The 18,988-nt window shown below is 61.2% G+C and carries 18 protein-coding genes and 1 tRNA gene; 5 read left to right on the top strand and 14 right to left on the bottom strand.

Features of this window, described 5'->3' with window-relative positions; translation table 11 throughout:
* Positions 1–18: 18 nt before the first annotated feature.
* Together glmS and glmU are read right to left on the bottom strand one after the other, a co-directional pair.
* Positions 19–1,845, bottom strand: a complete 1,827-nt coding sequence (gene glmS, locus ABIT12_RS06505; protein WP_348045919.1) for a glutamine--fructose-6-phosphate transaminase (isomerizing) — start codon at positions 1,843–1,845, stop codon at positions 19–21.
* A gap of 3 nt (positions 1,846–1,848) precedes the next feature.
* Positions 1,849–3,207, bottom strand: coding sequence for a bifunctional UDP-N-acetylglucosamine diphosphorylase/glucosamine-1-phosphate N-acetyltransferase GlmU (gene glmU, locus ABIT12_RS06500; protein ID WP_348045917.1), 1,359 nt, complete (start codon positions 3,205–3,207; stop codon positions 1,849–1,851).
* Between the two features lie 140 nt (positions 3,208–3,347).
* Between glmU and ABIT12_RS06495 the strand changes: the two genes are divergently transcribed.
* The 3 genes from ABIT12_RS06495 to ABIT12_RS06485 all read left to right on the top strand — a co-directional run bounded on the left by ABIT12_RS06495 (position 3,348) and on the right by ABIT12_RS06485 (position 5,156).
* Entirely contained in the window at positions 3,348–4,121 is a 774-nt protein-coding gene (locus ABIT12_RS06495; RefSeq protein WP_348045915.1) for a hypothetical protein, read from the top strand.
* Positions 4,122–4,195: 74 nt separating this feature from the next.
* A tRNA-Lys gene (locus ABIT12_RS06490) sits at positions 4,196–4,270 on the top strand.
* 184 nt (positions 4,271–4,454) lie between these two features.
* The gene (locus ABIT12_RS06485) at positions 4,455–5,156 is read left to right on the top strand and encodes an outer membrane protein (protein WP_348045913.1); all 702 of its coding nucleotides are present in this window, start codon (positions 4,455–4,457) and stop codon (positions 5,154–5,156) included.
* Between the two features lie 12 nt (positions 5,157–5,168).
* On the opposite strand, the gene map is transcribed toward ABIT12_RS06485, so the two are convergent.
* The 11 genes from map to gyrA all read right to left on the bottom strand — a co-directional run bounded on the left by map (position 5,169) and on the right by gyrA (position 16,075).
* Entirely contained in the window at positions 5,169–5,921 is a 753-nt protein-coding gene (map, locus tag ABIT12_RS06480; RefSeq protein WP_348045911.1) for a type I methionyl aminopeptidase, read from the bottom strand.
* Between the two features lies 1 nt (position 5,922).
* A complete protein-coding gene (pgi, locus tag ABIT12_RS06475) occupies positions 5,923–7,569 on the bottom strand; it encodes a glucose-6-phosphate isomerase (RefSeq protein ID WP_348045909.1) in 1,647 nt (548 codons plus the stop codon).
* 31 nt (positions 7,570–7,600) lie between these two features.
* Positions 7,601–8,728 (bottom strand): tRNA guanosine(34) transglycosylase Tgt, encoded by a 1,128-nt coding sequence (gene tgt / locus ABIT12_RS06470; RefSeq protein WP_348045907.1) that lies wholly within the window; start codon positions 8,726–8,728, stop codon positions 7,601–7,603.
* A 195-nt stretch (positions 8,729–8,923) separates the two neighbouring features.
* Complete coding sequence (gene queA / locus ABIT12_RS06465; protein ID WP_348045905.1) at positions 8,924–9,985, bottom strand: tRNA preQ1(34) S-adenosylmethionine ribosyltransferase-isomerase QueA; 1,062 nt, start codon at positions 9,983–9,985, stop codon at positions 8,924–8,926.
* Between the two features lie 39 nt (positions 9,986–10,024).
* On the bottom strand, positions 10,025–10,393 hold the full coding sequence (locus tag ABIT12_RS06460; protein ID WP_348045903.1) for a hypothetical protein: 369 nt from the start codon (positions 10,391–10,393) through the stop codon (positions 10,025–10,027).
* A 16-nt stretch (positions 10,394–10,409) separates the two neighbouring features.
* Positions 10,410–10,889 carry a peptidylprolyl isomerase gene (locus tag ABIT12_RS06455; RefSeq protein ID WP_348045901.1) on the bottom strand — a complete coding sequence of 160 codons (480 nt, stop codon included), beginning with the start codon at positions 10,887–10,889 and terminating at the stop codon, positions 10,410–10,412.
* A 126-nt stretch (positions 10,890–11,015) separates the two neighbouring features.
* On the bottom strand, positions 11,016–11,630 hold the full coding sequence (locus ABIT12_RS06450) for a peptidylprolyl isomerase (protein ID WP_348045899.1): 615 nt from the start codon (positions 11,628–11,630) through the stop codon (positions 11,016–11,018).
* Positions 11,627–12,115 carry a pantetheine-phosphate adenylyltransferase gene (gene coaD / locus ABIT12_RS06445; RefSeq protein ID WP_348045897.1) on the bottom strand — a complete coding sequence of 163 codons (489 nt, stop codon included), beginning with the start codon at positions 12,113–12,115 and terminating at the stop codon, positions 11,627–11,629. Before coaD ends, ABIT12_RS06450 begins: the two co-directional genes overlap by 4 nt.
* Before the next feature lie 46 nt (positions 12,116–12,161).
* On the bottom strand, positions 12,162–12,620 hold the full coding sequence (locus tag ABIT12_RS06440; protein WP_348045895.1) for a GNAT family N-acetyltransferase: 459 nt from the start codon (positions 12,618–12,620) through the stop codon (positions 12,162–12,164).
* Positions 12,620–13,237, bottom strand: a complete 618-nt coding sequence (locus ABIT12_RS06435; protein WP_348045893.1) for a LysE family translocator — start codon at positions 13,235–13,237, stop codon at positions 12,620–12,622. The genes ABIT12_RS06440 and ABIT12_RS06435 overlap by 1 nt, the downstream gene beginning before the upstream one ends.
* Before the next feature lie 75 nt (positions 13,238–13,312).
* Positions 13,313–16,075: a DNA gyrase subunit A gene (gene gyrA, locus ABIT12_RS06430; protein ID WP_348045891.1), complete on the bottom strand. Its 2,763-nt coding sequence runs from the start codon at positions 16,073–16,075 to the stop codon at positions 13,313–13,315.
* A gap of 139 nt (positions 16,076–16,214) precedes the next feature.
* Between gyrA and ABIT12_RS06425 the strand changes: the two genes are divergently transcribed.
* Positions 16,215–17,264 (top strand): S66 peptidase family protein, encoded by a 1,050-nt coding sequence (locus ABIT12_RS06425; protein ID WP_348045889.1) that lies wholly within the window; start codon positions 16,215–16,217, stop codon positions 17,262–17,264.
* A 137-nt stretch (positions 17,265–17,401) separates the two neighbouring features.
* Here ABIT12_RS06425 and ABIT12_RS06420 read toward each other — a convergent pair whose 3' ends face one another.
* Positions 17,402–17,821 carry a helix-turn-helix domain-containing protein gene (locus tag ABIT12_RS06420; protein WP_348045887.1) on the bottom strand — a complete coding sequence of 140 codons (420 nt, stop codon included), beginning with the start codon at positions 17,819–17,821 and terminating at the stop codon, positions 17,402–17,404.
* Positions 17,822–17,972: 151 nt separating this feature from the next.
* Between ABIT12_RS06420 and ABIT12_RS06415 the strand changes: the two genes are divergently transcribed.
* Complete coding sequence (locus ABIT12_RS06415) at positions 17,973–18,851, top strand: NAD(P)H-binding protein (RefSeq protein WP_348045885.1); 879 nt, start codon at positions 17,973–17,975, stop codon at positions 18,849–18,851.
* The last annotated feature ends 137 nt before the right edge of the window (positions 18,852–18,988 follow it).

Raw genomic sequence — 18,988 nt, 5'->3', positions numbered from 1 at the left:
CCGCTACGGCAACTGGCGCTATTCTACAGTGACCGACTTGGCCAGATTGCGCGGCTGGTCCACGTCGGTGCCCATTGCCACTGCCGTATGATAGGCCAGCAGTTGCACCGGGATCAGCGCCAGGATCGGCGCCACGAAGCTGAGCACCTTGGGGATCAGGATGGTTTCCGCCACCCCATGCCCAACCGTCGCCGCGCCTTCTTCGTCGGTGATCAGAATGATCTTGCCGCCGCGTGCCGCCACTTCCTGCATGTTGGACAGGGTCTTTTCCACCAGTTCATCCGATGGCGCCACCACGATCACCGGCATCGCCTCATCCACCAGCGCGATCGGGCCATGCTTCAGTTCACCCGCCGCATAGCCTTCGGCATGGATATAGGAAATTTCCTTGAGCTTGAGCGCCCCTTCCATGGCAATCGGGAACATCGAGCCGCGGCCCAGATACAGCACGTCCTTGGCCTTGGAGAGCTTCTTGGCAACCGCCTCGATATGGTGCTCTTCGGCCAGGGCCGCCGAAACCGCGCCCGGCAGCGCGATCAGCCCGCGCACCAGTTCGGCTTCCTGCTCACGGTTCAACACACCGCGCGCCACGCCCGCCGCAATGGCCAGGCTAGCCAGAATGGTCAACTGCGCCGTCGTCGCCTTGGTCGACGCCACCGCGACTTCCGGCCCGCACAACGTCGGGAACACCACGCTCGATTCACGGGCAATGGTGGATTCCGGCACGTTGACGATCGAGGCAATCACCTGCCCCTGCGATGCGCAATAGCGCAGCGCTGCCAAGGTATCGGCCGTCTCACCCGATTGCGAAATGAACAGCGACACCCCGCCCTTGTCGAGCGGCGGTTCGCGATAGCGGAACTCGGACGCCACATCGACATCGACCGGCAGCCGCGCATAACGCTCGAACCAGTATTTCGACACCATTGCCGCCAGATAACCCGTACCACAGGCACTGATATTAAGCCGCGTCATGGTGGCGAAATCGAACGGCAGATCCTCGCGGATCGCCACTTTTTCAGCCGCCATATCCACGAAATGGCTCAGCGTATGCGAAATGGTCTCCGGCTGTTCGTAGATTTCCTTGGCCATGAAATGGCGGTGGTTGCCCTTGTCCACCATCAGCGCCGAGGCCTGCGAAATCAGCTGCTCGCGCTGCACGATAGCGTCCTTGCCATCACGGATAGTCACGCCCTTGGCGGTGATCACCGCCCAGTCGCCATCTTCCAGGTAGGTCAGGCGCGAGGTGAACGGGGCCAACGCCATGGCGTCCGAACCCAGATACATCTCGGTCGCCCCATAGCCGATCGCCAGTGGCGCACCGCTACGGGCAGCAATCAGCAGGCTTTCTTCGCCCTTGAACAGAAAAGCCAGCGCAAACGCCCCGCGCAATTGCTTCAGCGTCACCGCCACGGCCATTTCGGGATCGAGCCCACGATCCAGCTCACGGGTAACCCACAGCGCCACCGATTCCGTGTCGGTCTGGGTCTTGGGCTGGTAGCCGTCCTTGGCCAGATCGGCCAGCAGTTCGCGGAAATTCTCGATAATGCCGTTGTGAACGATCGCCACTCGGTCGGTGGCATGCGGATGCGCATTCAGCTCCGTCGGCGCGCCGTGGGTTGCCCAGCGCGTGTGGCCGATGCCGATCTGCCCACCCAGCGGCTCGAAAGCCAGCTTCTGCGCCAGATTGCCCAGCTTGCCTTCGGCGCGGCGACGCGAAATCGCCCCGTGTTCGATGGTAGCGACGCCAGCACTGTCATAGCCGCGATATTCCAGGCGCTTGAGTGCATCCACCAGACGGCCAGCGACCGGCCCGACGCCGACAATACCAACAATGCCACACATGGATTATTTCCCCTTGGATTTCGACGCTTTGAGCGCCGCAGCGCGCCCGAAAATAGTTTTGGCAAGGCCAGGCTTATTGGTCTGACGGCTCCGGCCCACGGCCAGTGCATCGGCTTCGACGTCACCGGTGATAACGCTGCCAGCGGCAACCAACGCACCAGCCCCTACAGTCACCGGCGCCACCAGAGCGCTGTTCGAACCGATAAAGGCGTTGTCGCCGATAATCGTGCGGTGCTTGTTGTAGCCGTCGTAGTTCACCGTGATCACGCCGGCGCCGATATTGACCTCATCGCCGACTGTGGCGTCGCCAATATAGGTCAGATGGCTGACCTTGGCACCCTTGCCGATATCGGCCTTCTTGATCTCGACGAAATTGCCGACCTTGGCACCCTCTGCCAGTCTCGCCTCCGGCCGCAACCGCGCGAACGGCCCAACCGAGGCATTGCGCCCAATGGTAGCGCCTTCGATATGGGAGAAGGCGTGGATCACCGCGCCCTCTTCGATCTTGACGCCCGGACCGAAAAACACGCTCGGTTCGATGACCACATCGCGGGCGATCTCGGTGTCGTAGGAGAAATACACCGTCTTGGGATCCTTCAGCGTCACGCCAGCCTTCATAAAGGCATCGCGCTGTACATCCTGGAACAGCCCCTCGGCATGGGCCAGTTGCGCACGGTCATTGACGCCCATCACGTCATTTTCCGGCGCAATGCCGAAGCCGACCTTCTTGCCCGCCTTGTTGGCCAGGCCAACCAGATCAGTGAGATAGAACTCACCCTGCACATTGTTGCTATCGAGCTTGTCGATCAGATCGCGGAACACTTCGGCCCGGAACGCCAAGATACAGGCATTGCACAAGCCGATTTCGCGCTCGGCGTCGGTAGCATCCTTGTGCTCGCGAATCGCCAGAAGCCGGTCGCCATCGGTGATGAAACGCCCATAACCGGTGGGATTTTTGGGTTCGAACCCCAGAATGGCAACGTCGAGCCCCGCATCCAGCCGATCCAGCACAACCCGGAAATTCTGCCCGCGCAGCAGCGGGTGGTCACCATAAACCACCGCGATATAGCCAGTCGCGGTGTCGAACAGCTCACGCGCCATCGACGCGGCATGGCCGGTACCCTTGGCAATAGTCTGCTCGAAATGGCGGATTTCCGGGTCCATCACCGTGATCATGTCACGGATTGCCTGATGCTTGGGCCCGGTCACCAGCGCAATATTGGTCGAGCCGGCCTCGCGGGCGGCTCGCGTCACATGCCCGACAATCGGCATCCCGCCAACGGGGTGCAAAAGCTTCGGCGTTGCCGACCGCATGCGGGTGCCTTCACCCGCAGCCAAGATGATCGACAGCAGTTCAGTCATTGGCTTGTCTCCGGCGCAGGCGTCATCCACGCATATTCGCGCAATTTTATGGCAGGGAACCGTTGGCGAACCGATAACGGCGACAGCAGTGTTATTATAGTGAACAACCTTGATTCGATTGACTGAACGGAACCCCGGCATTGGCTAAAGCATCGGCACAATTTCAGCAATCCGACGTGACGGTCTGGGGCATTGTCGCTTTGGTCTGCGGCGCCATGGCGGTGATGAGCGCCAATATTTCAGCAATTCTGCCGCCGAGCCTGCTTTCCGGCCTGCACGCCACCCGTATTGAAGGCGCAAATCTCAGCCAGGTACGGGCCCAGTTGATCGATCTGCAAAGCCGTTCGGCGCGCATGGAGCGCGAGAATACCGCGTTGCTGACCCGATTTTCGCTGCAGGAGCAGGCGAGCAACGACATGACGCATCGCGTCGGTGCGCTCGAGGTCAGTATCCCCAAGCTGATTGAAGCGCTGCCAAGCGGCTCCGATGTCGACCGCTCCTCGCTGACCGCCTCCATCCAGGAAGGCGAAGCGCTCACCTATGATGCTGATGGCGGCTCGGTCAAAATCCGCCAGCAGCCGCTGGAAACCCTTGCTGAAGCTGCCCCCCAGCCCATGCCAGCGGCTCTGGCCGCCGCCGTGTCGGTCACGCCTGACGAGGCCATGTTCGGTATCGCCATTGGTCCAGGCATCAGCTTTGCCGAAGCCAAATCCGAATGGGATGATCTGTCGATCAAGCTTGGGCCATTGCTGTTCGGCTTGGGACCGCTGCTGGCTGATGAAGCCAACTCGGACAACAAGCGCATCGTCGTCGGCCCGATCAAGCAGATGTCGGAGGCCACAGCGCTGTGCGCCCGCCTGGAACGCGTTTCGATCTCCTGCATGCCGATGCCGTTCAACGGCACGCCATTATAAGGCCTGCGTTTATAGCGGTTGACAGAACAGGGCACATGGCTATGTTCCGCCGCGACGCCAAAGAGCGTCCGCGTGTGCCGGTAGCTCAGTGGTAGAGCATTCGACTTTTAATCGAATGGTCGAGGGTTCGACCCCCTCCCGGCATACCACTTTTCCTCAACTCCACCCGACGTTTGCACGCACAGTTTGTCGTTTAGCGCTGCCGCATGGTGAACGCCGGGTAAATCCATTCCGTAAATCTTTACGCATGGTTAGCCCTGCTGACCGGTCGGCTTGGACAGCTCCCCGCTTTGCGGTGATGATGAGTCCAAATCGAACGACAAGATTGATCCCATGCACAAGATCATCGCCACAGCGCTGCTGGCCAGCGCTTCCATTGCCATTGCCGCGCCTGCCTATGCGCAGGCAAACGGCACCTGGGTCGACCCATCTGCCAGCGCTGGCAATTCCTCGCAGGCCTTGATGTACGGCAGCAGCGCCGCCTATGACTGGACCGGCTTCTACGCCGGCGGCAGCCTCGGCTACGGCGCGGGAACGCTGAGTACCAACGCTATCGGCAATCCACAGAATGATCTGCGCGGCTTTGCCGGCGGCGGCGAGCTTGGCTTCAACGTCAATCTCGGTGGCCTGGTGCTTGGTGCCGAAGCGGACGCGCAGCTCGCTAATGTGAACTACTCGGTCACCACCGGTGGCGTCGTCACCAGCTCGTTCAATGTTGACTATTATGCCAGCGCCCGCGCCCGGGTGGGCTACGCATACAACCAGTTCATGCCCTATGTCACGGCCGGCGTTGTCGGCGGACAAGGCACTAGCAAGTACACCACCTTCGGCGGCGTGTTCTCTCAATCGAACTTTCACACCGGCTGGACCGCTGGCGGCGGCGTAGAATTTGCGGTTGCCGACAACGTCACGATTAAGGCCGAGTACCTCTATACCGACCTGGGCACCAAGACCTATCAGGCCGGCATCGGCCTGCCGGTTGACGCCACTTTCCGCTTCGGCACCTTCCGCGTCGGCGCCAACTTCCAGTTCTAGGCCATTCCGCCGCTATGGCAGCGTGACCACCACCGGCCCGCGCTTGGTGGCGACAATGGTATGCTCATATTGAACACACAGCGCCGGTGGCCGGCTGACCAGTGTCCAACCATCATCCTTGGCGCTGTCCATGGCGTACTTGCCGCCCAATGACAGGAACGGCTCAATGGTGAACACCAGGCCGTCGGCGATCTTTCGCCGCTCGGATTTGTCGGGCCATGTTGGTATCTCGCCCGGTTCGTCATGCAGGCTATCGCCTACCCCGTGGCTCGCCAGATTGGTGATCAGCGTATAGCCGTTCTTCTTGGCGAACTTGCCGATGGCATTGCCAATATTGGCCAGCGGCGCGCCGGGCGCCACCTGCTTGATCCCCGCCCACATCGCCTTGCGGCCGTCACGCGTCAACCGGGCCAGAATATCGGTTACCGGCGGCACGACATACGACGCGCCCATATCGGCAAATACTCCGTCTTTCTCGGCCGACACGTCGATATTGACCAGATCGCCGGGCTGAATCACCCGGGCGCCGGGAATGCCGTGGGCGATCTCTTCATTGACCGAAATACAGGTAGCACCCGGAAAATCGTAGGTCAGCTGCGGCGCCGAACGGGCCCCGGCCTGCTCGAGCAGGATACGGCCGAGGTCGTCCAGCTCCGCGGTGGTTATTCCCGGGCGCAAAGCCGCCGCCATCTTGTCCAGCACCTGCGCGCAGATGCTGCCGATGGCCTTGAGCTTTGCCAGTTCTTCTTCGGTCGTAATGGTCACATCAGTCCTTGGTCTTGTTCGCCTGATAATAGGCCAAAAGGCCCTGTGTCGAGCTGTCGTGACCCTCGCCGGTGGCCTTGCCTTCAACCTTGGGCAACAGCGCCTTGGCCAGCTGCTTGCCCAGCTCCACGCCCCACTGATCGAACGAATTGACGTTCCAGATCACGCCCTGCACGAACACCTTGTGCTCGTAGAGCGCGATCAGGCTACCCAGTGTTTCCGGAGTAAGCTTTTGATAAAACAGCGTATTGGACGGACGATTGCCGGGGAACACCTTATGCGGTGTCAGCTCCTTGATCTTGGCCTTGTCCATGCCGGCGACCTTGAGTTCGGTAACCACCTCGTCCTCGGTCTTGCCCAGCATCAGCGCTTCGGACTGCGCCAGAACATTGGCCACCAGCTTGTCGTGGTGCGGCGGCAACGCTTCGTGTGGCTGCGCAGCAATCAGAAAATCCGCCGGAATCACGTCGGTGCCCTGATGGATCAACTGGTAAAAGGCGTGCTGGCCGTTGGTGCCGGGTTCACCCCAAACTATCGGGCCGGTCGACCATGCAACATCCTTGCCGGCCAGCGTCACCGACTTGCCGTTCGATTCCATGTCCTGTTGCTGCAGATAGGCCGCAAAGCGCGACAGGCGCTGGTCATAAGGCAATACCGCGTGGGTCGAAAAACCCCAGACATTGCGGTACCAAACGCCGAGAACCGCCATGATCACCGGCAGGTTGTCTTCCAGCGGCGTAGTCAGGAAATGCCGGTCCATCGCATCCGCGCCCTTGAGCACGCGATCGAAGTTCTCGAAGCCTACGGCAAGGGCAATCGGCAGGCCGATGGCCGACCAGACCGAGTAACGACCGCCCACCCAATCCCAGAAGCCGAAGGTGCGATCGGCGCGGATGCCGAACTTTCCGGTGGATTCAAGGTTGGTGGAAACGGCAGCGAAATGGTCATTAACTGCCTGATCGCCCAGCGCATTTGCCAACCAGGCGCGGGCCGTGGCGGCGTTGGTCATCGTCTCATCAGTGGTAAAAGTCTTGGAGGCGATGATGAACATCGTCTTGGCCGGATCGAGACGCTTGAGCGTGTCGTGGATGTGGGCGCCATCGACGTTGGACACGTAATGGGCGCGCAGATCGGCGCGGGTATAGGGTTCCAGGGCCAGCGTCACCATGGCTGGGCCAAGGTCCGAGCCGCCGATACCGATGTTGACGACATCGGTGAACTGCTCACCGGTATTGCCGCGAATGGTGCCGTTGCGAACGTCATCGGTGAAGGATTTCATCCGGCCCAGCACTTCGCGGATGCCCGGCATGACGTCCTGCCCATCAACCGGAACCGGCTTGTCGCCTTGATACCGCAGGGCCATATGCATCACAGCGCGATCTTCGGTGATGTTGATATGCTCGCCTTCACACATCGCGTCGCGGCGGCCTTCGACATCGACGGAGCGGGCCAGATCAAACAACGCAGCCAGCGCTTCCTCGTCGATCCGGTTCTTGGAGTAGTCGAGCAGGATATCGCCGGCGCTGGCGGAGTAGCGCTTGAACCGGTTCGGATCGATGGCGAATTGCACGCGCATCGGCTGGTCTTCCAGACGCTTCCTGTGCTTGTCGAGAGCGGAAAAGGCAGCTTTGCGTCCGGATTTGGCCATATCGATGAACCTTTTTGAGCGGGTGTGGCGGTTAAAGCGGCGGCAGATCGCCCGCGGCCCAAGCGGCACGCGTGGCTTCCGCGAAATTTGTGAATAATGCGCTCTCGATTGCCCCGCGAGCGCCTTGCACCAGTTCCTGATAATAGGCCAGATTGATCTGGGAAAGGATCATCGCCCCCAAAATTTCTTCGGTCCGTACCAAATGGTGCAGATAGGCCCGCGAGAAGCGGCGGCAATTGCGGTTCGGCGAGGCTTCATCGATCGGCCGATGGTCGTCCTTATGCCGGGCGTTCTTCAGATTGATGACACCGAAGCGCGTATAGACATGGCCGTGACGCCCGGCGCGGGTTGGATGTACACAATCGAACATGTCGATGCCCCGACCGATGGCGCCCAGAATGTCGTCCGGCTTGCCGACACCCATCAGATAGCGCGGGCGATCGACCGGCAGCTCGGGGGTGATTTCATCGAGCACGCGAAACATGGTTTCCTGTGGTTCGCCGACGGCCAAGCCGCCAACAGCATAACCATCAAAGCCGATGGATTTGAGACCCTCGGCGGAGCGGGCGCGTAGATCCGGCGCGTCGCCACCCTGGACGATGCCGAATAGCGCGCGGTTAGCCTGATTGTTGAATGCAGTCTTGGAGCGATCGGCCCAGCGCAGCGACAACTCCATCGCCCGCTCCATTTCCTTGCGTTCGGCCGGCAAGGAAATGCACTCGTCGAGCTGCATGATGATGTCGCTATCGAGCAACGTCTGGATCTCGATCGAGCGTTCCGGCGTCAGCTCATAGGCCGTGCCATCGATGTGGGAGCGGAAGGTGACGCCCTTTTCGTTGAGCTTGCGCAACTGGCTAAGCGACATCACCTGGAAGCCGCCGCTATCGGTCAGGATCGGCCGCTCCCAATCCATAAAAGTATGCAGACCACCCAGCGAGGCCACGCGTTCGGCGCCGGGGCGCAGCATCAGGTGATAGGTATTGCCCAGCACAATATCGGCGCCGGTTTCGCGCACCTGCTCGGGATACATCGCCTTGACCGTGCCGGCGGTGCCTACCGGCATGAACGCCGGCGTCTGGATATCGCCGCGCGGCGTATCAATCCGCCCACGGCGCGCCGCACCATCGGTGGCGGAAAGGGTAAAGGTGACTTGTTTCATGGGGCGGGTTCTAGCGGGTTGGGGCGCGGCGGACAACTCCCCTGCCTTCCTTCTCCCCTTGAGGGAGAAGGTGCCCGAAGAGCGGATGAGGGGTCTCTTGCTTTTCCGTATGCGGAGGCAACCCCTCACCCTGGTTTTCTGCTGAACGCAGAAAACCGGTCCCTCTCCCTCAAGGGGCGAGGGAGGCTCCGCGTATCATTCTGCCCGGATCAGCAGCGAACTATCGCCATACGAATAGAACCGATAGCCATCGGCGATGGCGTGTTCATAGGCCTTGCGCATCAGGTCCATGCCAGCGAAGGCGCTGACCAGCATGAACAGGGTCGACTTGGGCAGGTGGAAATTGGTCATCAGCGCATCGACGGTACGAAATTTGAAGCCCGGCGTAATGAAGATGTCGGTATCGCCGCTGAACGGGACGAGTGTGCCGGTGGCGCGCGAGGCGGTTTCGAGCAGGCGCAGGCTGGTGGTGCCGACGGCGATCACCCGCTTGCCAGCGGCTCGGGCAGCGACAATGCGCTCGACCGTGTCCTCGTCGATCTCGCCCCATTCGGCGTGCATGACGTGATCGTCGGTATCGTCCACCTTCATCGGCAGAAACGTCCCTGCGCCAACGTGCAGCGTCACCCGCTCGATCACCACGCCTGTTTCGGCAAGTTTGGCCAACAGGTCATCGGTAAAATGCAAACCGGCCGTGGGTGCAGCCACGGCACCGTCGGTGCGGGCATAGACGGTCTGATAGTCGAGCTTGTCGCGCTCTTCGATCTCGCGTTTGGCCCCAATATAGGGCGGTAGCGGCATGGCACCATGGGCCTTGATCGCCTCATCGAGCTGGGCGCCGCCGAGATCGAATTCCAGCGTCACCTCGCCGGTTTCGCCCTTGCCGGCCACCTTGGCCGTCAGGGCATCGGCCTGGCCGTTGCCCAGTTCCAGCCGATCGAGCAGCGCCAGCCGCTTGGCTGGCCGGGCAAACGCGCGCCAGGTACGGGCATCGACACGCTTGTGCAGATTGAACGAGACGGCGGAACGGTTTTCGCCGCGAATGCGGGTTCCCCGCAGTTCGGCCGGCAAGACGCGGGTGTCATTGACCACGAGCACGTCGCCCGGCTTCAGCAGCCACAACAGATCGGGAATGTGCCGGTCCGCCAGGCCGTGCGCCGGATCAACGACCAGCAGCCGGGCGCTATCGCGCGGTTCGGCCGGATGCAGGGCGATCAGTTTTTCGGGCAGGTCAAAATCAAAATCCGCAACACGCATGGAGCGTCCGTAACTTGGGTCAATCGTTGCCGGAACGGCTTATTCGGCGCTGCAGCTAATCTTCTTGGCCGGCTTTCCCGCCACCGCAACCTTGCCGGCCAACGGATAATCCTCATTGCCCTTGACGAAATCGAGCCGGACGCTGGCGAGGATAGTTTCCATGTTCGGATCGGTAAAATCAAACATCATGTGATCATCGTCGCCAAAGGCCTGGCCGATGATCATCGGTGTGCCTGGGCCGCGTTCCGGCCCGGTGGAATATGCGACACCATCGACTTCGATCGCTGCGCCCAGCACCTGCACCACGATCAGATGACCCATGGCGATATCGACCGACGCACCATCACCCTGGCAATAAACCCCGCCGCTTGCTGCCACCGGGGCAGCAAGCGCCAGAAATGCGACCAAGGCCGCGATGCAAAGGTCAGGCAGCGATATCGGCCGCAACCTTGACCGAAAGCATCTTGTCAGGGTTCTGCACTGGTTCGCCGCGCTTGATCTGATCGACATTTTCCATGCCTTCGATGACCTGTCCCCAAACAGTGTACTGGCGATTGAGGAATGGCGCATCATCAAAGCAGAGGAAGAACTGCGAGTTGGCGCTGTCCGGGTTGGACGAGCGGGCCATCGAGGCGGTGCCACGGACATGCTTTTCGGCGTTGAATTCCTGCTTCAGGTCCGGGTACTTCGAACCCCCGGTACCGCGACCCTGCGGGCAGCCAGTCTGGGCCATGAAGCCTTCGATCACGCGGTGAAACACGATGCCGTCGTAAAAGCCTTCACGCACCAGCGTCTTGATATGCGCGACATGGTTTGGAGCCAGGTCAGGACGCATGGCGATAACGACATTGCCCTTGGTGGTTTCGATGACGAGGGTGTTTTCGGGATCGGCATATTCAGCCATGACGGACTCTTTCGGTTTTGAGAATGTGGCCCGCATGTAAGGCCATTGCGCGACGCGCGCAAGACTGGCCTGGGCAGTTCCGCCATCACGGATCGTGGGACGGTGATTAACCGCCCCACTCTTTACTTACTTATATTCGACGGTCGCCTTGACGATCATGTCGGGATTGGCAACCGCACCGTTCTGGTCGGCGGGGCCTTTTTCCAGCGCGTCGACAAATTCCATGCCGGACACGACCTTGCCGAACACGGTGTACTGGCCGTTGAGGAAGCTGCCATCGGCATACATGATGAAGAACTGCGAATTGGCGCTGTTGGGGTCCTGCGAGCGAGCAGCACCGACTGTGCCGCGGACGAAGGGCTCGTTGGAGAATTCAGCCTTGATATCGGGCAGATCGGAGCCGCCCATGCCGGCATTGGCCAGATCGAAGCCGGCAGCGCCGGTCTTGCCGTATTTCACGTCGCCGGTCTGGGCCATGAAGCCCTCGATGACGCGATGAAACACCACGCCGTCATATTCGCCCTTTTCGGCCAGCGCCACAATCTGCGCGACATGGGCAGGCGCCAGGTTCGGCTCCAGCTCGATATCGACGGTGCCCTTCTTGAGCTCCAGCAGCAGATGCGGGGTGCCGGTTTGGGCCTGAGCGGCGGTGGGGAACGCGGCAGCGCCGACAAACACGGCGACAAAGGCAAAGGCGAGTGCGCCGAGGACAGTACGGCGAGGCTGCATGGAAACGCTCATTTTTTCAGGGCCTTGAGAACGATCTGGGGAACGAAGGCGGAAATGTCGCCGCCCATTTCAGCTATCTGACGGACCAATGTGGCCGAGATGTGCCGCACATGCGGGCTGGAGGGCAGGAACACGGTTTGCAGATCGGGCGCCATCTGGGCGTTCATCCCCACCATCTGCATTTCGTAATTATAGTCGGTGGTGTCGCGCAGCCCGCGAATGATCAGCCTTGCGCCATGCTCGCGCGCCGCCGTGACCATCAGGCCGGAAAAATCCACCACCTTGAATTCGGTATCGGTGCGCTTCCCAACGGGGGCCAGCACCTGCTCTAGCAGCGCCAGCCTGTCCTGATGGGCAAACAGCGGCTTCTTGGTGGCGTTGGTGCCAACGGCAACGATCAGCACATCCACCAGCTTGCAGGCACGCTCGACCACATCGAGATGGCCATTGGTCACCGGATCGAACGAACCCGGATAAAAGCCAACCAGTTTGCTCACAGCGCCCTCCCGGTTTGTTGGGCAGTTTTTGTCACGGGCGCAGAGATTAGGCAAGGTGAGCATGGCGGACGAAAACTACACTTCGGCCTTCGCCGACCTCGTCCTCAAGCACCTCCCAGCCCAGCCGGACATAGAACTCGCGCATCTGCGGCTTACAGTACAGGTAGATTGACCGATTGCCTTGACTGAGAAGTTTGACGACAGCCGTATCGACCAGGGTTCGCGCGACACCTGATTTCCGGGCCTCGGGCTCGACCCACAGCGCCGCAATCCACGGACCGAGCAATGGTCTTTCGTCCATGTCAGATGCGATGCAGGTGACGGTCCCAAGGAACTGTTCGCCATCCAAGGCCGCCAGCGTAAACGGAAATTCCGCAGCTGCGATAACCTCGTGTAGAGCGGTCTCAACCGCCGAAAGGGGCGCTGGCTGCCAGAAGGCGTTCCAGATGCGGTCGGCAACGACCGGGAAGAACCCCCGTGCATCGCGCAAATTGATGATGTTCATCAGGTCCGCCGCTGCAGCGCCAGCCAAACGCCGCCACACATCAGGATAACGCCGGAGACCCGATTGAGCATGCGAACGCGGGCGCTGGTCAACAGGTGCCGTGCCTGTCCGGCCGCTACCGCATAGACGCTGTCGCTGGCGCTGGCCACCGCCATGACGATCAGCCCCAGAACCATGATCTGCGGAAAAGTCGGCTGACCGCGATCAACGAACTGCGGCAGGAACGCGCCGAGGAACAAGAGAGTCTTGGGGTTGGAAAAGCTGACCAATGAGCCCTGTAGCAGGTAACGCCGCATCGGCATGCGCTCGCCAGGCGTGAAATCGAGCTGCCCGCTGGAGCGGACCATCTTCCAGCCCAGCCAGACCAGATAGGCAGCACCGGCCAGTTTGATTACCACGAACGCATCGGCGACGAAGCTCATCACCGCTTCAAGCCCGACGGCGACAATGAAGACCAGGACCAGCATTGCCAGTTGGGCGCCCAGAATTGTCAGCAGGCCAGCCCGTGTGCCCCCCGCCAGCGAATTGGCAATGACCACCGACACCGACGGACCGGGAATGATCGAGAACAGGATACAGGCACCGAGATAGGGAATGAGCGTGGCAAGGCTGAACATGGAATCCTCCAGAGCCCCGACCAAGCCATTGCCCAGCGCAAAAGACAAGGGGCGCAGCGCGCCCCTTGATTCATTCTATTCGGCAGTCGGCTCGACCGGAGTTTCGGGCACATCCGGCCCCTCGTCCTCATCGCCTTCCGGTTCGCTGATGCGCTCGACCGACACCACCTTTTCGCCCTCGGCAGTATCGAAGACGATGACGCCCTGGCTGCCGCGCGAAACGATGCGGATCGGCTTTTTGCCTTCGACCGGCATGCGGGTCATCTGCCCGGCATTGGTCACCAGCATGATCTGGTCGTCCGGGGAAACCGGGAACGACGCGATCAGCTCGCCATTGCGCTTGTTGACCGCCATGGCGACGATGCCCTTACCGCCACGCCCGGTGATCCGGTATTCGTGGCTGGAGGTGCGCTTGCCATAGCCGTTTTCCGAAATGGTCAGGATGAACTGCTCGGAGGCGCTCATCGCCGCATAGCGGTCCTGGTTCAACTCACCGGCAACGGCTTCTTCGGCATCATCGGCCGGCGTTTCTTCGCCATCGGCCTCGCCACGCACTGCACGGCTCATCTTGAGATAGGCGGCGCGTTCTTCCGAGGCGGCGTCAAAGTGATTGATCACTGCCATCGAGATGACTGTGTCGTTGGCAGCCAGCGAAATGCCGCGCACGCCGGTGGAATCGCGGCCCTTGAAAACGCGGACCTCGTCGACCTGGAAGCGGATCGCCTGACCCTGCGCCGTGGTCAGCAAAATGTCATCATTGGCCGAGCAGGTATCGACACCGACAATGCCATCGCCCTCGTCCAGCTTCATGGCGATCTTGCCGTTCTGGCGCACTTCGATGAAGTCGGCCAGCGAGTTGCGGCGCACCGTGCCGCGCGTCGTGGCAAACATGATGTCAAGGTTCGCCCAGCTTGCCTCATCCTCGGGCAGCGGCATGATCGAAGTGATCCGCTCGCCCTGTTCCAGCGGCAGGATATTGATCAGTGCCTTGCCACGCGCCTGTGGTGCCGCCAGCGGCAGGCGCCACACCTTGAGCTTGTACACGATGCCCGCGCTGGTGAAGAACAGGATCGGTGTGTGGGTATTGGCCACGAACAGGCGAGAGACAAAATCCTCGTCGCGCGTCGCCATGCCTGAACGGCCCTTGCCGCCACGGTTCTGCGCCCGATAGGTCGAAAGCGGCACGCGCTTGATATAGCCACCATGGGTCACGGTAACGACCATGTCCTCGCGGGCGATCAGGTCTTCGTCCTCGAAGTCCGCGGCGCTGTCGGTGATTTCGGTCTTGCGCGGATAGGCGAACTGCTCGCGGATCGCGGTCAGTTCGTCGCGGATGATGGTGATCACCCGTTCGCGCGAGCGCAGGATGTCGAGATAATCGGCAATTTCTAGCCCAAGCCCGTTCAGTTCATCGCCGATTTCATCGCGGCCCAGCGCGGTCAAACGGGCCAGGCGCAATTCGAGAATGGCGCGGGCCTGTTCTTCCGAAAGATTGAAGGTGCCGTCTTCGTTGATGCGGTGGCGCGGATCGTCGATCAACGCGATCAGCGGCGCCACATCGCTGGCCGGCCAGCGGCGGGTCATCAACTGTTCGCGCGCCGTCGCAGGATCGGGCGCGGTGCGGATCAGGGCGATGATTTCATCGATATTGGCAACGGCAACGGCCAGACCCACGAGAATATGGGCGCGATCGCGGGCCTTGTTGAGCATGAAGCGGGCGCGGCGCGTCACCACCTCTTCGCGGAAGGCGATGAAGGCAGTGAGGATTTCGCTCAGGTTCATCAACTGCGGCTTGCCGCCGTTGAGCGCCACGAAGTTGCAGCCGAACGAGGATTGCAGCGGGGTAAAGCGATAGAGCTGGTTCAGCACCACGTCGGGCAGCGCATCGCGCTTGACCTCGATGACCACGCGCATGCCGTTGCGGTCGCTTTCGTCGCGCATGTCGGCAATGCCTTCGATACGCTTTTCGCGCACCAGATCGGCAATCTTTTCGACCATCGACGCCTTGTTCACCTGATACGGGATCTCGGTGATGATCAGCGCCTCGCGCTCCTTGCGCACTTCCTCGATGGCAACGCGACCACGCATCAGCACCGAGCCGCGACCGGTTTCATAGGCCGAGCGGATGCCATGACGGCCAAGAATAATGCCGGCGGTCGGGAAATCCGGCCCCGGCAGCACTTCCATCAGCTCTTCGACAGTGGCGCTCGGGTTATCGAGCACTAGGAGCGTGGCGTCGATCACCTCGCTCAGATTATGGGTCGGGATATTGGTGGCCATGCCCACGGCAATGCCGCCGCCGCCATTGACAAGCATATTGGGGAACCGCGCCGGCAGCACGACCGGCTCTTTTTCCGAGCCGTCATAGTTCTCGCGGAAATTGACGGTGTCCTTGTCCAGATCATCCAACAGCGAGTTGGTGACCTTTTCCATGCGCACTTCGGTGTAGCGCATGGCAGCGGGCATATCGCCATCGACCGAGCCGAAATTGCCCTGGCCATCGATGAGCATCAGGCCCATCGAGAAATCCTGCGCCATGCGCACCAGCGCGAAATACACCGACTGGTCGCCGTGCGGATGGTACTTACCGATAACGTCGCCGACCACACGCGCCGACTTGCGATAGGGCTTGTTCCACTCATAGCCATTCTCACTCATCGAAAACAGAATGCGGCGATGCACGGGCTTCAGCCCGTCGCGCACGTCTGGCAGCGCCCGGCTCACGATCACGCTCATGGCGTAATCGAGATAGGATTTGCGCATTTCATCGGTGATGGAAATGAGTTCGATATCGGACGACGGCGGTACGCCGGCGGGGGCTTCTGGCTTATCTGTCACTGGGCTGATTCTACGTTGGCCAACATGGGAATTGTATAGGCGATTCCGCGCGAAATTGCTAATTCCAGCGTCGTCGAACCACTGGCGATCTGTGGAGAGACGCGCCAACCCGGCGCTCGCCACCACGAGGCCGCTGAACATGCAAAAACCACTGCTCAAACCTCGGCAATTGCGGCCTGGCAGCCGCATCGCCACGGTCAGCCCATCCTGGGGCGGTCCGGGCACGTTTCCGTCGCGCTATCAGGCCGGCAAACGCCAACTGGAGGAGACGTTCGGCGTAACAGCTGTTGAAATGCAGCATACTTTGGCCGCTGCAGACTGGGTTTCGGCCAATCCCAAAGCACGCGCTGACGACTTGATGGCGGCGTTCGCCGACCCGTCCATCGACGGCATCATTACCACCATCGGTGGCGAGGATTGCATTCGGCTACTGCCATTCCTCGACCTAGAGGTTATTCGCCACAATCCCAAGGTCTTCCTGGGTTTTTCCGACACCACCGCGCTGCATCTGGCCTGCTACAAGGCGGGCCTCGGCTCGTTCTATGGCCCGGCGATCATGGCCGGGTTTGCCGAAAACGCCGGCATGCATGCCTATACAGCCGAGAGCGTCCGCCGGGCGCTGTTCAACACCGATCCAATACGCGCGATACCGCGCAATGCCGAGGGCTGGACGAGTGAGCATCTCGGCTGGGATCAGCCCGCACTGCAATCGCGCCAACGCACACTGACGCTCGCCGAACCGCCGCGCATCCTGCAAGGCAGCGGCACCGTCCAAGGGCATCTGCTGGGCGGTTGTATCGAAGTGCTGGAAATGACCAAGGGCACGGCCTGGTGGCCATCGCTGGACGACTGGACGGGCGCAATCCTGTTCCTCGAAACCTCGGAGGACGTGCCCTCCGGCAATTTCGTGCGCTACTGGCTGCGCAACTACGCGGCACAAGGCATTCTCGGTGTGGTCAAGGGCATCTTGATTGCCAGGGCCGACCCCGGCACCAATCCGCGTTATCAAGCGCAGATCGAGGACGCCGTGACGACAGTGCTGGCACAATCCGGGCGGGAGCACATGCCGGTGCTTTCGGGGCTCGACTTTGGGCACACCCAACCGATGCTGACGCTGCCCTACGGGGCGCTGGCGGAGCTTGATTGTGAGGCAGCCACGCTGACGCTGCTGGAGAGTGGCGTGGTTTAGGGGCGATGGCTGCCGTCAACCGCAATTCACGCATACCGCCAGATCGTCGGTGGGCAGGACTGTAGGCAAAGCGGCGTTGCTCAACACTGCATGCACCGCAAGAATGGATCCGAGGATGTGGCGAATTCGCTTGTCTCCTAAGCCGCGTCAAATGCCAGCCGGGCCACGTTGATCACCGGATGGTTTTCATTGGCCCAGCGGATCAGGTAGCCGAACGGCACGATGATCGACTGGCCCAGCGGGGTCAGGCGGTATTCCACTGATGGCGGCTTGGTGTCGAACACCTGACGTGACACCAGGCCGTCGCGCTGCAGATCACGCAGCGTCTGGGTCAACATCTTCTGGGAAATATCGGGCACTTCACGGCGGAGCTGGTTAAAGCGCCTGGGGGCGCTGGCCAGGGTCATCACCAGCAGCATGCTCCATTTGTCGCTGATCTTGTCGAGCACGCCGCGCACCGGGCAGCCGCTGTCGAACGGACCATCGGCTGCGGCGGCCACCCATTGATCGAGAATGGATTTGGCATCGAGTCCTGGGCTCACGAGCATCTGATTCATAAGGTCACCTCCAGGTGCCGTTCAGCGTTCAAAGTGCCTCCTTTCGCAGCCGGTCGGCATGCCCTAGATACACTCTCCAATCGATACTTACTCTCTTGCTGCATATGCCGCAAGCGGGCCGATCGATGTCAATTGAGGACTGGAGCGACAAATGACCCAATTCAAAGATCAGACCCTGCTGGTAACCGGCGCCGCCGGCCATTTTGGTCGCATCGCCATCGACGAACTGCTGGCGCGCGGCGCCACCAAAATCATCGCCGGCACCCGCGATCCATCCAAGCTGGCCGATCTCGCCACCAAGGGCGTCACCGTCCGTGCGCTGGATTTCGACAAGCCGGAAGATCTGGCGACCGCCTTTAACGGCGTCGATCGCGTGCTGCTGATCAGCACCGACTCCATCGGCCGCCGCGCCGAACAGCAGATCAAAGCCGTCAAGGCCGCCGCTGCCGCTGGCGTGAAGCATTTTGTCTATACCTCCGCCCCCAATGCCAATCCGAACCCCGGCAATGTGCTCTCCAATGAGCATTTCGCCACCGAACAGGCACTGGCCAATAGCGGCGCCACCTCGACCATTCTGCGCAACCACCTCTATGCCGAAGTTATCCTTTACGGCGCCAGCTCGGCAGTGGCCGGCGGCGCACTCTATGATGCCACCGGCGATGGCCTGCGCAGCTATGTCTGGCGCGAAGACGCCGCCCGCACTGCCGCTGGCGCGCTGCTCAGTGCAGAAGGCAATGCCATCCTCGACGTGACCGGCCCTGCTCCGGTTGCCCAGGCCGAAGTCGCTGGCCTGCTCGCCGAACTCTCGGGCAAGCCGGTCAATCGCGTTGGCCTGACCGGCGAACAGCTCAAGAGCGGCATGGTCGCCAATGGCCTGCCCGAAGCCGTCGCCGACCTGATGGTCAATTTCGACATCGACGCTGCCAAGGGCTACCATGCTCTGAGCACCGATGTGGTCGAGACCTTCTCCGGCCGCAAGCCGCAGAGCGTCGCGGCATTCCTCGCCACCAACAAGGCCGCTTTCGCCTGACAGTGGCCACAACGCCATCCGCCCCGCGCGGTGCGGGCGGGTGGCGCTAAATCGCCTGTATGTTGAACCGATTGTCCCGCCACCGCTGGACGACTCTACTGCCATTCCGTAAAAATCGCCTACTTTGTTGCGGTTTG

The sequence above is a fragment of the Devosia sp. genome (assembly GCF_039927955.1).
Taxonomy (GTDB): domain Bacteria; phylum Pseudomonadota; class Alphaproteobacteria; order Rhizobiales; family Devosiaceae; genus Devosia.
This window is presented reverse-complemented; position numbering and strand designations above follow the sequence as displayed.